This is a genomic window from Mesorhizobium sp. CNPSo 4661, from assembly GCF_057784215.1.
Map to the genome: position 1 here is coordinate 142,746 of NZ_JBWGIO010000015.1, position 13,753 is coordinate 156,498.

Here is a 13,753-nt window from a genome sequence, read left to right on the forward strand (position 1 = left end):
CGCGGGCAACACTGAACCGGCCGTGCCGCGATGGCGCGGCCCGATAGGAAAGTCGAACGCATGATGGATGTCTGTCTGTTCGGGGTGGGGCTGATCGGCCGCGTGCACGCGGGCAATCTGGCGCGCCATCCAAAGGTGCGGCTGCGCTACATCGTCGATCCCAATCGCGAGGCGGCGGAAAAGGTCGCCGCCGTTACCGGCGCCGAGATCGCGGACACCGAGACAGTGATGAACGATCCGTCGGTGAGAATGGTGTTCATCGCCTCGGCGACGCGCACCCATGCCGAGCTCGCCATGGCCGCGGCGGCGAAAGGCAAGGCGATCTTCTGCGAGAAGCCGATCGATCTCGACCTCAAGCGCACGGACGAGTGCCTGGCCGCTGTCGCGAAAGCCGGCGTGCCGTTCCAGATCGGCTTCAACCGCCGCTTCGATCCGAGCTTCCGGGCGCTGAAAGAGCGCCTCGACGGCGGCGAGATCGGCGCCGTCGAGCAGGTCATCATCACCAGCCGCGACCCCGAGCCCGAGACCGAGGAAGCGCTGGCAGGCGGCGGCGGCGTCTTTCGCGAGATGACCATCCACGACTTCGATATGGCGCGAAACATGCTCGGCGAGGAGCCGGTGGAACTGTTCGCAACCGGCTCCTCGCTGGTGGCGCCGCAGTACAGGAAGCTCGGCGACTACGACACCGCGATGTTTGTCCTGCGAACGGCGTCGGGCCGGCAATGCCACATCAACAACAGCGTCAGGGCTGCCTATGGCTACGACCAGCGCATCGAGGTGCATGGCGCCGACGGCATGCTGCAGGCCGGCAACCGGCTGCCGACCTCCGTGGAAATGTATGGCGGCAAGGGCATATCGCGCGACAAGCCCTATTACTTCTTCGTCGAACGCTACGCGGAGTCCTACGCCGCCGAGATCGATCACTTCATCACCTGCGTCGAAACGAGCAGGACGCCGGCGGTCACGGCGAGCGACGGCCGCAAGGCGATGATCCTTTGCGAGGCGGCTCTTGCGTCGGCGCGGTCCGGCCGGTTCGAGCCGGTAAAACTCTGAGCGGACGGTCTGAAGGCAAGCGGGAGTCCCCAAAATGAAGATTGGCATGATCACCGACAGCCTAGGCAACCTGTCCTTCGACGAAATGCTGCGCGCCTCGGCCGAGCTCGGGCTGGAGACGCTGGAGTTCGCCTGCGGCAACTGGTCGTCAGCGCCGCATATCGACCTCGCGGCAATGCTGGAAAGTGCTGCGACCCGCGCCGAATTCGTCGCCAAGGTCCGCGACCACGGGCTGACGATCGCGGCGCTCAACTGCTCGGGCAACCCGCTGCATCCTGGACCGCAAGGCAAGAAGCACCGCCAGGTGACCGAGGATACGATCCGGCTGGCGAGCCTGATGGGCATCGACCGGGTGGTGATGATGTCCGGGCTGCCCGGCGGCCCCGGCGACGCCAACCCCAACTGGATCATCACCGACTGGCCGCCCGAATGCGCCGACATCCAGCGTTACCAGTGGGATGATTGCATCATCCCCTACTGGCGTGATCTGGTCAGGTTCGCGAACAATCTCGGTATCAGGAAGCTTTGCTTGGAACTGCATGGACATCAGGCTGTGTACAACGTCCAGACGCTGTTCCGCCTGCGCGATGCCGTCGGCGAGACTGTGGGCGCGAACTACGATCCGAGCCATCCGATGTGGATGGGCGCCGATCCCATCGCCGCCGTGCGCAAGCTTGGGTCGGCTATCTACTATGTCCACGCCAAGGATACCCGCGTCGAGCCGGTGCCGGCCGGCATCGACGGCACGCTCGATGCGCGCCCGCCCACGCTTTATGCCGAGAGGGCCTGGAATTACATCACGCTGGGCTACGGCCACGGCGAAACCTGGTGGCGGCAGTTCTGCACCGCGCTGAAGCAGGCCGGTTACGATGACGTGCTGTCGATCGAGCACGAGGACATGATGCTGTCGCCGATGGAAGGCATGCGCAAATCCGTGGCGTTGCTGCGCAACGTCGCCATCAACCTGGCCTGATGCTCAGATCCGATTTTGCATTGGCCGGTCACCGCGGGCCACCATACCAGTCTGAGCGCTTGGCTCGATCACCTCACATCGACCCAGCGCTGCTCCTGGAACGAGCGCGCCATGGCATGCACGGTGCGCTCGATCTCCAGCCCCTCGTCGAAGTCGATGATGCGGGCCGGCTTGCCGGCGATGCGCATCAGGAGCTCGCGGCATTCGATCATCTTGAGGTCGTTGAAGCCGAGGCCATGGCCGGGCGCCGGCAGGAAGGAATCATAGGGCTTGTGATGCGGCGCGACCAGGATGGTGCGGTAGCCCTGCTCGGTCGGCCGGTCGGCGGTGAGGTAGAGCTGGAACTCGTTCATCCGCTCCTGGTCGTAGAGGATCGAGCCCTTCGAGCCGAATATCTGGATGGCGATGCGGCCCTTGCGGCCCCAGGCCGAGCGGTTGAGCAGCAGCGTGCCGGCAACGCCGTTCTCGAGATGCATCAAGACGCTGGCGATATCGTAGGTCTCGACCGCGCGGCGGGCGCCGGAGGCGGTCTTGCGATCGGCATAGGGTTTGACCATGTCGCACATGACGCGGCTGACACGGCCGAACAGCGCCTTGATCAGCGACAGCGGATGGACGGCGAAATCGTCGAGCGCGCCATAGCCGGACGAAGCCTCGTGCTTCCAGAAGAACAGCGCTTCCGGATCGGCCATGAAATCCTCGTCCATCTCGATGCGCACGAGGTTGACGTCGCCGATGACCTTCTCCTCGAGCAGCGCGCCGATGTGGCGAATTGCGGGGTTCTGGATGTAGTTGTAGCCGAGCACGGCGACCTTGCCGGATCTCTTCGCCGCGGCCGCCATGGTCTCGGCCTCGGCGAAACTCGGCGCCATCGGCTTCTCGCACCACAGATGCTTGCCGGCTTCCAGGATGGCGATCGCCATCTCGGGATGGAACTGGTTGGGCGTGGTCAGCGAGACGACGTCGACCTCCGGGTCGTTGACCACGGCGCGCCAGTCGCCGGAGCCTTTGGCGAAGCCGAACTCGCCGGCCTTGCGCCGGGCAAGCTCGTCATTGACCTCGCCCAGATGCACCAGTCGCGGCTTGTCGACATCGGGAAAGACCGTGCCCACCGCGTTCCAGGCGATGGCGTGGCACTTGCCCATGAAGCCCGTGCCGATGAGGCCCACTGCGACCATGTCGATTGTCTCCATAATAGAGGGGAAAGTCTATATGGATGAATTAGTCCATTTCACCTGAGAATGGAACATCCAAATCATTTTTTATGGTGTTCTTGCGTGAACTCGCTATGATGAGGCAGGAGAGGGACAGATCTTTATGGGCGTAGGCGGAGCGACGATGGACGAACGGGTGCCTCGCGATTTCGAAACACTGCGCGCGACGATCCTGGACAGGCGCGCGAGCCTGCCCAAGCGCATCGCGCAGATCGCCGCCTACGCGCTCGACAACCCCGACGACATCGCGTTCGGCACGGCGGCCAGCATTGCCGCCTCGGCCGGCGTCCAACCCTCGACGCTGATCCGTTTTGCCCAGCAGCTCGGCTTCGACGGCTTCACCAGCCTGCAGCAGGTTTTCCGCGAGCGCCTGCGCGAGCGCAATTCCTCCTATGACGAGCGGCTGGCGGCGCTGCGCGCCAAGGCCGAGGACGGCGGCGGCCATCGGGCGATCTTCGACGGCTTCGTCGCCGCCGCCAGCACCTCGCTGGGCGACATTTCGCGCTCGCTCAACGATGCGCATTTCGAAGAGGCGGTGGCGCTTCTGGCGAAAGCCGAGACCATCTATGTGCTGGCCAAGCGCCGCTCCTATCCGGTCGCCTCCTACATCGCCTATGCGCTGGGCAAGCTCAAGATCCGCAACCAGCTGGTGGAATCGGCCGCGGGGCTGAATGCCGAGATGATCGGCTTCGCCACGCCGCGCGACGCCGTCATCGCCATAAGCTTTTCGCCCTATGCACCGGCGACCATCGAGGAGACGCGCTCGATCGCGGAACAGGGCGTGCCGATCGTGGCGATCACCGACTCGTCGTTCTCGCCGCTGGCGCAATTCGCCAAGGTCTGGTTCGAGGTGGCCGAGGCCGATTTCGGCGGCTTCCGTTCGATTTCGGCGACGATGGCTTTGGCCATGGCGCTGACCGTCGCCGTTGGCGAGAAGCGCCGCGAAGCCGGACGCCGGCGCAAGGGCTGAGCCCTCGCCGGGAAGCGCTTTTCGGCACGGGAACGCTCATTCCATATTGACTACGGATTGGAATTAATATTTCATATTGACGGCACCACGCCGCCCTTGGCGCGTGCTGTCCAAAACGACGCTGCTCTGCACAACAAGGCTGATGGGAGGTTCGAATGGGCGAAGCCGTGGAAGGGAAATACCCGCCGCTCGACGTCATCACCATCGGCCGCGCATCGGTCGATCTCTATGGCCAGCAGATCGGCTCGCGGCTGGAGGACATCGCCTCTTTCGCCAAGTCGGTCGGCGGCTGTCCGGCCAATATTTCCGTCGGCACGGCAAGGCTCGGCCTGCGCTCGGCGCTGCTGACGCGCGTCGGCGACGAGCAGATGGGCCGCTTCATTCGCGAACAGCTTCGGCGCGAGGGCGTCTCGGTCGACGGGCTGAAGACCGACAAGGAACGCCTGACGGCGCTGGTGCTGCTTTCGGTCGAGAGCGAAGGCGTCTCGCCGATGATCTTTTGCCGCTCGGACTGCGCCGACATGGCGCTCGCCGAAGAGGATATCGACGAGGCCTTCATCGCCTCGGCCCGCTCGGTGGTCGTCACCGGCACGCATTTCTCGCGTCCCAATTCCGATGCCGCGCAGCGCAAGGCCATCCGCCTGATGAAGGCCAAGAGCGGCAAGGTGGTGTTCGACATCGACTACCGCCCGAACCTCTGGGGCCTTGCAGGCCATGCCGAGGGTTTCGAGCGTTACGTCAAGTCGGACCGGGTATCGGCGCAGCTGAAGACGGTGCTGCCCGATTGCGATCTCATCGTCGGCACCGAGGAAGAGATCATGATCGCGTCGGGCGCCGACGATTGCCTGAGCGCGCTGAAGACGATCCGCGCGCTGTCCTCGGCCACCATCGTTCTCAAGCGCGGCGCCAAGGGCTGCATCGTCTATGACGGGCCGATCAGCGACGACCTCGAGGACGGCATCGTCGGCAAGGGTTTCCCGATCGAGATCTACAATGTGCTGGGCGCCGGCGACGCCTTCATGTCGGGCTTCCTGCGCGGTTGGCTGGGCGGAGAGAGTTTTGCCACCGCCGCCACCTGGGCCAATGCCTGCGGCGCCTTTGCCGTCTCGCGCCTGCTCTGCGCGCCGGAATATCCGACCTTCGAGGAGCTGCAGTTCTTCCTCAAGCACGGCAGCAAGCATTTGGCGTTGCGCAAGGACGAGGCGATCAACCACATCCATTGGGCGACGACGCGGCGGCGCGACATACCCTCGCTGATGGCTTTGGCCTGCGACCATCGCGTCCAGCTGGAAGACGTCGCGGCGAAAGTCGGCGCCGACGTTGCACGCATTCCCGATTTCAAGGTGCTGACGGTCAAGGCTGCGGCCAAGGTCGCCGCTGGCCGCGACGGCTACGGCATGCTGATTGACGAGAAATATGGCCGCGACGCTATGTTCGAATTCGCCCGCCACCCCTTTGCCTGGCTCGGCCGTCCGGTCGAATTGCCCGGATCGCGGCCGCTGCGCTTCGAGTTCTCGCAGGATATCGGCTCGCAGCTTACCGAATGGCCGGTCGACCACTGCATCAAATGCCTGTGCTTCTATCACCCGGACGACCCGGAAGCGCTTAAAGTCGAGCAGCAGCAGAAGCTGCGCGCGCTGTTCGAGGCGGCGCGGAAGGTCGGCCGGGAGCTGCTGGTCGAGATCATCGCCGGCAAGCATGGCAAGCTGGACGACACCACCATTCCGCGCGCGCTGGAGGAGCTCTATGCGCTGGGCATCAAGCCCGACTGGTGGAAACTGGAGCCGCAGGCTTCGGCAGGCGCCTGGGCAAAGATCGAACAGGTGATCGTCAAGAACGATCCATGGTGCCGCGGCGTCGTGCTGCTCGGGCTGGAGGCGCCGCAGGACGAGCTGGTCGCGGCCTTTGCCGCGACGAGCAATGCGCCGATCGTCAAGGGATTTGCGGTCGGTCGCACCATCTTCATCAGCGCCGCCGAACAATGGCTGGCCGGCAAGATGTCGGATGACGAGGCGGTGGCCGACATGGCCGCGCGCTTCGAGCAGCTGACCGAGGCCTGGCTTGCCGCGCGTGGCCGTAAAGCAGCATAAGAAACACGGGCAGCATAAGAAAACGGCGTCAACGAAAGCCGGAGGAAACGACAATGAGCAAGACCGTTCGCCTGACGATGGCGCAGGCCGTGACCCGCTTCCTCAGCCGGCAGATGACCGTGATCGACGGCAAGACAGTACCGATCTTCGGCGGCGTCTGGGCGATCTTCGGCCATGGCAATGTCGCCGGTATCGGCGAGGCGCTCTACCAGGTGCGCGACGAGCTGCCGACCTTCCGCGCCCATAACGAGCAGGCGATGGCGCATGCGGCGATCGCCTACGCCAAGGCGAATTTCCGCCGCCGCTTCATGGCCGCGACCTCTTCGATCGGCCCGGGCGCGCTCAACATGGTGACGGCAGCGGCCCTTGCGCATGTAAACCGGTTGCCTGTCCTGTTCCTGCCCGGCGATGTCTTCGCCAACCGCCTGCCGGACCCGGTGCTGCAGCAGGCCGAGGATTTTTCCGACGGCACGGCGAGCGTCAACGACTGCTTCCGCCCCGTGTCGCGCTATTTCGACCGCATCACGCGACCGGAGCAGATCATCCCGGCGCTGAACCGCGCCATGCAGGTGCTGACCGATCCGGCCGAATGCGGCCCGGTGACGCTCTCGCTCTGCCAGGACGTGCAGGCCGAGGCTTATGATTATCCCGAAAGCCTGTTTGCCGAGCGCATCTGGACACCGCGCCGGCTGCGCCCGGACCGCAATGAGCTGGCGGCGGCCGTCGCGGAGCTGAAAGGGGCCAAAAAGCCGCTGGTCATCGCCGGCGGCGGCGTTCTTTATTCGCAGGCCTCGGACGAGCTCGCCAAGCTGGTGCAGGGCGCCGGCATTCCTGTCTGCGAGACGCAGGGCGGCAAATCCTCGCTGCCGGACGACCATCCGCTCAACATGGCCGCTGTCGGTGTCACCGGCACCTCCGCCGCCAACCGGCTGGCGGAAGAGGCCGACGTGGTGCTTGCCGTCGGCACCAGGCTACAGGACTTCACCACCGGGTCGTGGGCGCTGTTCAAGAATGCCGGCCGCACAATCATCGGCCTGAACAGCCAGGTCTTCGACGCCGGCAAGCACTGGGCGCTGCCGCTGGTCGCCGACGCGGCCGAAGGGCTTGCCGAACTTTCCGCCGCGCTGAAGGGCTGGAAGGCGCCGGCCGCCTGGACGGACAATGCGCTGAAGGGCAAGACGGAGTGGCAGGCGGCCGCCGCCAAGGTGACAGCCTCGACCAATGCCGCCTATCCGTCCGACGCGCAGGTGATCGGCGCCGTGCAGCGCGCCATGGGCTCGGGCGTCACGCTGCTGCATGCCGCGGGCGGTCTGCCGGGCGAATTGCACAAGCTCTGGCAGGCCGGCGCGCCAGGTTCCTACCACGCCGAATACGGCTTCTCGACCATGGGCTATGAGATCGCCGGCGGGCTCGGCGCCAAGATGGCCAAGCCGGACGAGGAGGTCGTCGTCATGATTGGCGACGGCTCGTATCTGATGCTGAATTCCGAGATCGCGACCTCGGTTATGCTTGGCCTGAAGCTCACCGTCGTACTGCTCGACAATCGCGGCTATGGCTGCATCAACCGGCTGCAGATGGCGACCGGCGGCGCCAACTTCAACAATCTCCTGAAGGACGCCCGTCACGAGGTGATGCCCGACGTCGACTTCGCCGCGCATGCGGCGAGCCTCGGTGCCATCGCCGAGAAGGTGGCCTCCATCGCCGAGCTGGAAACGGCGCTGGCCAAGGCGAAGAAGAACGACAAGACGACCGTGCTGGTCATCGACACCGATCCGCTGGTTTCGACCGATGCCGGCGGCCATTGGTGGGACGTTGCCGTACCGGAAGTCTCGTCGCGGCCCCAGGTCAACGCCGCGCGCAAGAAATACGAGGAAGCCGTGGGCAGCCGAAAGGGCTGAACCGGGCTCGCAACGAACCGACATCGGAGTGACGACTTGAAAGCCAAACTGGGCATGTCCCCCATCGCATGGTGGAACGACGATCTCGTGGAGTTGAGCGATGACGTGTCGCTGGAGGAATGCTTGGCGCAATCGCGCTCGGCCGGCTTCACCGGCATGGAGATGGGCCGCCGCTTCCCCAACGATCCGAAGGTGATGCTGCCGATCCTGAAGGAAGCCGACGTCACGCTTTGCGGCGGCTGGTTCTCCGGCACGCTGGTCAATGAGGACCTGGCGACGAACAAGGACCGCATCCAGCCGATGATCGACCTGTTCAAGGCGGTCGACGCGCCCTGCATCGTCTATGGCGAGGTCGGCCGTTCGATCCAGGGTGACCGCTCCAAGCCCTTGGCCACCAAGCCGAAGCTCACCGGCGACGAGATGAAGGCCTATGGCCGCCGCGTCACCGAATTCGGTGAATGGTGCGCGGAACAGGGCATGCCTCTTTCCTACCACCATCACATGGCCGCCGTGGTCGAGACCGAGCCGGAGCTCGATTCCTTCATGCGCCATTCCGGCGAAGGCATCCCGCTCTTGCTCGATGCCGGTCATCTCGCCTTTGCCGGCGGCGACGTGCTGCGCGCCATCGACAACCACCACAAGCGCATCAACCACGTCCATGTGAAGGACGTGCGCGTGGCCGTGATCGAGGGGCTCGATCGTACCAAGCAGTCCTTCCTCGATGCGGTGGCGCTCGGGGCCTTCACCGTGCCCGGCGACGGCTCGCTCGATTTCGGCGCCATCGTCCAGCGCTTCGCCGACTACGGCTATGAAGGCTGGTTCGTGGTCGAGGCCGAGCAGGATCCCAAGAAGAACCCGCCGCTGAAGATGGCGCAGGTCGGCCACAAGGAGCTGATGCGGGTGATGACGGCCGCCGGCTACACGGTGGAGACGCAAGGTTTTCCGGCCTGAACGGTGGATTAGTCGGGGCGCCCGGTTTATCCGTTGCGCTTTGGGCAAATCCTGGATTGGCGCGATGAAAGACTATGAGCATCCCTTCTTCCGGCCGTTGTGGCGCCGCATCGCCGTCGTCGCCGTCTGCCTGGTCTGGTCGGTGATCGAGTTCGCCTCCGGCACGCCGTTCTGGGGCGTCATCGCGCTAGGCTTCGCCGGCTATGCCGTGTGGCAGTTTTTCTATCTCTACAAGCCGGCGGAGGGGGCCAAACCTCCGGCCGAGCCAAAGGAATGATTGGGATGCACGGCGCAGAGGTTTTGTGTACCGGATGCTACGTGCATGACGGATCGCATGCGTCGGCGATTGGCCGGAACGCCCCTCGCTTCGTCATCCTAGGGCGGAGCAAGGAGCGAAGCGACGCAGCGCAGACTCTAGGATCCATGCCGTGACTTTGAAGTGTTGCGACGGTGTAGACAATGGCGCCGGAACGCCGGCCCAGACAGCCTCTTTCTGCACCACTGCATTCTACGACCGAGGTAACGGCATGGATTCTAGGGTCTGCGCGCCGCTTCGCGTCGCTCCGCCCTAGAATGACGACGTCGCGAGGGAACCGGCTAATCTCCAAGGTTTTCGCGATAGCCCATCGGATTCTTAGCTGCGCCAATCGGGCGTCCAGGATAGGAGAGACAAAAATGTCGAAACTGCTCGTCAAGGCCGACAAGGGCCACGGCCACGTCGCTCACGTCACACCGCAAAGCGCCGGCTGGACCTATGTCGGTTTCGATCTGCATCGGCTGAAGCCCGGCGAGACGGTGTCCGGCAAGACCGGCGACCGCGAGGTCTGCCTGGTCTTCGTCACCGGCAAGGGCAAGGCCTCGGCCGGCGGCAAGGATCTTGGCCTGCTCGGCGAGCGCATGTCGCCCTTCGAAGGCAAGCCGTGGTCGGTCTATGTGCCGCAAGGCGCCGACTGGTCGGTGACCGCCGACACCGAGCTGGAGGTCGCCGTCTGCTCGGCGCCTGGCTTAAGCGGCAGCCTGCCGGTGCGCGTCATCGGGCCTGACGATCTCGGCCAGGAGGTGCGCGGCAAGGGCACCAACACGCGCTACGTCACCAACATCCTGCCCGAGGGCAAGCCGGCGGATTCGCTGCTGGTGGTCGAGGTGATCACGCCCGGCGGCCACACGTCGAGCTATCCGCCGCACAAGCACGACCAGGACAATCTGCCGGCGGAATCCTATCTCGAGGAGACCTATTACCATCGGCTCAACCCGCCGCAGGGCTTTGCCTTCCAGCGCGTCTACACGGATGCCGACCGCAACGGCGTGCGCGAGCTGGACGAAGCGATGGCCATCGAGGACGGCGACGTCGTGCTGGTGCCGAAGGGCTATCACCCCTGCGCGGCCTGCCACGGCTACGACCTCTATTACCTCAATGTCATGGCCGGACCGAAGCGGACGTGGAAATTCCACAACGCTGCTGAGCATGAGTGGCTGATGAAGGCCTGATTTGGGTGTGTTGATATTCAGGTGATGCCGGCCTGCAAATGGCGGTTTCCTGCGCTTCCGGTGCTCACGTACTTCAAGTACGCTCCGCTCCGGTTCTCGGAAGCCGCCATTTCGACTCGGCCTGACCTGAATCTCAACACACCCTAAGCAGGCCGGCAAAGCCGTTGGTCCAGTTGAGAAAAATCGTCGGCTAAGCACCTGGCGGCTGGACTTGCCTTCGAAAACCCATGAAAGCTTCGTCAATCCGTCATGGAAATCACCTATGGCAGCGGTTCCGGTGCATGTCGCCGTAAACGCTCCGGCGTTTTTGGGGCCACGACCTGCCAAGACAATGACTTGAAGCGTGTCGCATGATCCTTCGGGGCGCGCAGCGCTTGACGAGGAACGCCCATGCGCTACGCCATCTACTACACCCCGGGACAGGACGAGAAGCTGGCGCGCATTGCCGCCAACTGGCTGGGCCGCGACCCGTTCGGTGCGGCGACGCGGCCGGTCGAGGCCGTGGGCGACCTGTCGGCCGCGGAAGTCGCCTTCCACACGGCCTCCGCCAGGCGTTACGGGTTCCACGCGACGCTGAAGGCGCCGTTCCGGCTGGCGGCGAACGAGACGGAAGCCTCGCTGCGCGCCGCGCTCGACACTTTCGCCGAGGCGACGCCGCCGGTCGTCATCCCGCGTCTGGTCGTCGGGCAGATCGACGGCTTCTTCGCGCTGGTGCCGGAAACGCAGTTTGCGCCACTCAACGATTTTGCCGGCGAGGTGGTGCGCGCCTTCGATCCGTTCCGCGCGCCGCTGACCGAGACCGAGATCGAGCGCCGCAGCCCCGATGCGCTGAAGCCGGACGAGTTCCGCAACCTCTGCCAATGGGGCTATCCTTACGTCTTCGACACGTTCCGCTTCCACATGACGCTGTCGGGGCGCGTCGGGCCACAGGAAAGCCCACGTCTTCGGGCAGCGATAGACGGCCTGTTCGCCGACATCCTGCGCCAGCCGGTGCCGGTGGATGCGCTGACCTTGTTCGTCGAAAGCGAGCCCGGTGCGCCGTTCATGGCGCTTTCCCACCATGCGCTTGGCCGCAGCCCTGCCCGCAAGACCGCCTAGGGCGGATCAGCGGAAACGCTGAACCGCCCTATCTCTTTGTTTTACGCAATTCCAAACGGAAAACCGCAAAAACACTTTTCCTGGAATTGCTCTGGATGACCGCCGACCGACCGCTTGAGATAGGACCGCCTGAGATGACCGCCGAAACCGTTCTCACCAATGCCCGCATCGTGCTGCCCGACGAAATCGTCGAAGGTTCGCTTCTGTTGCGCGACGGCCTGATTGCCGCGGTCGAGCCGGGCGCTGCCCGAACCGGCGAGGACATGGGCGGCGATTATATCATCCCGGGCCTCGTCGAGCTGCACACCGATCACCTCGAAGGTCATTACGCGCCGCGCCCGAAAGTACGCTGGAACCCGATCGCCGCCGTGCTCGCCCATGATGCGCAGGTGGCGACCGCAGGCATCACCACCGTGCTCGACGCCTTGCGCGTCGGCATGGACGAGGACGCCGACCTGAAATCCGACGACGTTCGCAAGCTGGCCGACGCGATCGAGGACAGCGTGCGCCACGATCGGCTCAGGGCCGACCATTTCATCCACTTGCGCTGCGAAGTCTCGGCGCCGGACTGCCTCGAGGCTTTCGCCAATTTCGAGACCGACGACCGGGTGAAGCTCGCCTCGCTGATGGACCATGCGCCCGGACAGCGCCAGTTCGTCAATCTCGAGACCTATGCCTATTACTACCAGCGCAAACTGAAGCTGACGGACCGTGACTTCAAGAAATTCTGCGAGAAGCGGATGGCGGAATCGGCCCGCAATTCCGGTCCGAACCGCGTCTTCATCTCGGCCGCCTGCCAGGAGCGCGGCATCGTGCTGGCCAGCCATGACGATGCCACCACCGGCCATGTGAAGGAAGCGATCGAGCAAGGTGTGCGGGTCGCCGAGTTCCCGACGACGGAAGAGGCGGCCAAGGCCTCGAAGGCCGCAGGCCTCGGCGTGCTGATGGGCGCGCCGAACGTCATGCGCGGCGCCTCGCATTCCGGCAACGTTTCGGCGCGCACGCTCGCCGCCGATGGCCTGCTCGACATCCTGTCCTCCGATTACATCCCCTTCAGCCTGATCCAGTCGGCCTTCTTCCTCGGCGATGTCGTCGAAGGGATTTCGCTGCCGCAGGCGGTCGCCATGGTCTCCAAGAACCCGGCCGAAGCGGTCGGCCTTGCCGATCGCGGCGTCATCGAGCCGGGCCGACGCGCCGACCTGGTGCGCGTGCGCGTCGACGACCACGTGCCGGTCGTGCGCACCGTGTGGCGCCAGGGCCGCCGGGTCGCATGATGGTGTCGGCCCTCATCGAGCGCGAGCTGGCCGAGAGCCTGCCGATCCGCAACGGCGTCTTCGTCGCGGTGGTTGGCCCGAGTGGCGCCGGCAAGGATACGGTGATCGGCTACGCCAAGCAGCGCTTTGCCGACGAGACGCGGCTGGAATTCGTGCGCCGCGTCATCACCAGGCCGAGCGACACGGCAAGCGAGGACCACGACACGCTGGCCGATGCCGCCTTCGCCGAAGCCGAGGCCGACGGCGCCTTCTCGCTGTGCTGGGACGCGCACGGCCTGCGCTACGGCCTGCCGGCCGATGTCGACTGGGCCGTGGCGAACGGCCATGTGGCGGTCGCCAACGTGTCGCGCGCGGTCATCCCGGCGCTGCGCGAACGCTACGCCAATCTGGCCGTGGTCGAGATCACGGCGGCGCCGGAGATCCTCGCCGAGCGGCTGGCGGCGCGCGGCCGTGAATCGCGCGGCGAAGTGCTTGCCCGTCTGGCGCGCAGCACGAACGTCAAGCTGACGGGACCGGACGTCACGTCGATCGACAATGGCGGCGACAAGGAGGTCGCCGGCGAACGCTTCGCCGAGGTGCTGCGCAGGGCGATGGCGTTCTCGGACCTGTCGGACATGATCTAACGCCTTGTCCTTCTCCCCTTGTGGGAGAAGGTGGATCGGCGCGCAGCGCCGAGACGGATGAGGGGTGTTCCAGCGGAGTGAGACGCCGGCGTTCCCTGGAACACCCCTCATCCGTCGCCTT

The 13,753-nt window shown here is 65.0% G+C and carries 12 protein-coding genes; 11 read left to right on the forward strand and 1 reads right to left on the reverse strand.

The features are described 5' to 3' along the window. Positions 1-60: 60 nt before the first annotated feature. Together iolG and AC0YKC_RS23115 are read left to right on the forward strand one after the other, a co-directional pair. Positions 61-1,053, forward strand: a complete 993-nt coding sequence (gene iolG, locus AC0YKC_RS23110) for an inositol 2-dehydrogenase (protein ID WP_320294031.1) — start codon at positions 61-63, stop codon at positions 1,051-1,053. Between the two features lie 34 nt (positions 1,054-1,087). After that, a complete protein-coding gene (locus AC0YKC_RS23115) occupies positions 1,088-2,026 on the forward strand; it encodes a sugar phosphate isomerase/epimerase family protein (RefSeq protein ID WP_488512712.1) in 939 nt (312 codons plus the stop codon). A 68-nt stretch (positions 2,027-2,094) separates the two neighbouring features. Here the strand turns inward: AC0YKC_RS23115 and AC0YKC_RS23120 are convergent, their stop codons facing one another. Beyond that, entirely contained in the window at positions 2,095-3,204 is a 1,110-nt protein-coding gene (locus AC0YKC_RS23120; RefSeq protein WP_488512713.1) for a Gfo/Idh/MocA family protein, read from the reverse strand. 160 nt (positions 3,205-3,364) lie between these two features. Here AC0YKC_RS23120 and AC0YKC_RS23125 point away from each other — a divergent pair, with 160 nt between their 5' ends. The 9 genes from AC0YKC_RS23125 (at position 3,365) to phnN (ending at position 13,632) form a co-directional block, all read left to right on the forward strand. Further along, the gene (locus tag AC0YKC_RS23125; protein WP_224586284.1) at positions 3,365-4,210 is read left to right on the forward strand and encodes a MurR/RpiR family transcriptional regulator; all 846 of its coding nucleotides are present in this window, start codon (positions 3,365-3,367) and stop codon (positions 4,208-4,210) included. A 155-nt stretch (positions 4,211-4,365) separates the two neighbouring features. After that, positions 4,366-6,300 carry a bifunctional 5-dehydro-2-deoxygluconokinase/5-dehydro-2-deoxyphosphogluconate aldolase gene (locus AC0YKC_RS23130; protein WP_488512714.1) on the forward strand — a complete coding sequence of 645 codons (1,935 nt, stop codon included), beginning with the start codon at positions 4,366-4,368 and terminating at the stop codon, positions 6,298-6,300. A 53-nt stretch (positions 6,301-6,353) separates the two neighbouring features. Then, positions 6,354-8,198, forward strand: a complete 1,845-nt coding sequence (gene iolD / locus AC0YKC_RS23135; protein ID WP_488512715.1) for a 3D-(3,5/4)-trihydroxycyclohexane-1,2-dione acylhydrolase (decyclizing) — start codon at positions 6,354-6,356, stop codon at positions 8,196-8,198. 36 nt (positions 8,199-8,234) lie between these two features. After that, the gene (iolE, locus tag AC0YKC_RS23140) at positions 8,235-9,149 is read left to right on the forward strand and encodes a myo-inosose-2 dehydratase (protein ID WP_488512716.1); all 915 of its coding nucleotides are present in this window, start codon (positions 8,235-8,237) and stop codon (positions 9,147-9,149) included. A 64-nt stretch (positions 9,150-9,213) separates the two neighbouring features. Then, complete coding sequence (locus AC0YKC_RS23145) at positions 9,214-9,426, forward strand: DUF3329 domain-containing protein (RefSeq protein WP_320234997.1); 213 nt, start codon at positions 9,214-9,216, stop codon at positions 9,424-9,426. A 398-nt stretch (positions 9,427-9,824) separates the two neighbouring features. Then, complete coding sequence (iolB, locus tag AC0YKC_RS23150; protein ID WP_488512717.1) at positions 9,825-10,637, forward strand: 5-deoxy-glucuronate isomerase; 813 nt, start codon at positions 9,825-9,827, stop codon at positions 10,635-10,637. Between the two features lie 390 nt (positions 10,638-11,027). Beyond that, positions 11,028-11,735 carry a DUF1045 domain-containing protein gene (locus tag AC0YKC_RS23155; RefSeq protein ID WP_320294024.1) on the forward strand — a complete coding sequence of 236 codons (708 nt, stop codon included), beginning with the start codon at positions 11,028-11,030 and terminating at the stop codon, positions 11,733-11,735. 134 nt (positions 11,736-11,869) lie between these two features. Further along, positions 11,870-13,009: an alpha-D-ribose 1-methylphosphonate 5-triphosphate diphosphatase gene (locus AC0YKC_RS23160; protein ID WP_488512718.1), complete on the forward strand. Its 1,140-nt coding sequence runs from the start codon at positions 11,870-11,872 to the stop codon at positions 13,007-13,009. Further along, positions 13,006-13,632 carry a phosphonate metabolism protein/1,5-bisphosphokinase (PRPP-forming) PhnN gene (gene phnN / locus AC0YKC_RS23165; protein ID WP_320294022.1) on the forward strand — a complete coding sequence of 209 codons (627 nt, stop codon included), beginning with the start codon at positions 13,006-13,008 and terminating at the stop codon, positions 13,630-13,632. The genes AC0YKC_RS23160 and phnN overlap by 4 nt, the downstream gene beginning before the upstream one ends. Positions 13,633-13,753 lie beyond the last annotated feature (121 nt).

Excerpts from the sequence above, each read along its gene's own strand:
- AC0YKC_RS23130 (WP_488512714.1), top strand. The coding sequence starts at position 4,366 with ATGGGCGAAGCCGTGGAAGGGAAATACCCGCCGCTCGACGTCATCACC.
- AC0YKC_RS23145 (WP_320234997.1), top strand. The coding sequence starts at position 9,214 with ATGAAAGACTATGAGCATCCCTTCTTCCGGCCGTTGTGGCGCCGCATC.
- iolG (WP_320294031.1), top strand. The coding sequence starts at position 61 with ATGATGGATGTCTGTCTGTTCGGGGTGGGGCTGATCGGCCGCGTGCAC.
- iolD (WP_488512715.1), top strand. The coding sequence starts at position 6,354 with ATGAGCAAGACCGTTCGCCTGACGATGGCGCAGGCCGTGACCCGCTTC.
- iolB (WP_488512717.1), top strand. The coding sequence starts at position 9,825 with ATGTCGAAACTGCTCGTCAAGGCCGACAAGGGCCACGGCCACGTCGCT.
- AC0YKC_RS23125 (WP_224586284.1), top strand. The coding sequence starts at position 3,365 with ATGGACGAACGGGTGCCTCGCGATTTCGAAACACTGCGCGCGACGATC.
- AC0YKC_RS23115 (WP_488512712.1), top strand. The coding sequence starts at position 1,088 with ATGAAGATTGGCATGATCACCGACAGCCTAGGCAACCTGTCCTTCGAC.
- AC0YKC_RS23120 (WP_488512713.1), bottom strand. The coding sequence starts at position 3,204 with ATGGTCGCAGTGGGCCTCATCGGCACGGGCTTCATGGGCAAGTGCCAC.
- AC0YKC_RS23155 (WP_320294024.1), top strand. The coding sequence starts at position 11,028 with ATGCGCTACGCCATCTACTACACCCCGGGACAGGACGAGAAGCTGGCG.
- phnN (WP_320294022.1), top strand. The coding sequence starts at position 13,006 with ATGATGGTGTCGGCCCTCATCGAGCGCGAGCTGGCCGAGAGCCTGCCG.
- AC0YKC_RS23160 (WP_488512718.1), top strand. The coding sequence starts at position 11,870 with ATGACCGCCGAAACCGTTCTCACCAATGCCCGCATCGTGCTGCCCGAC.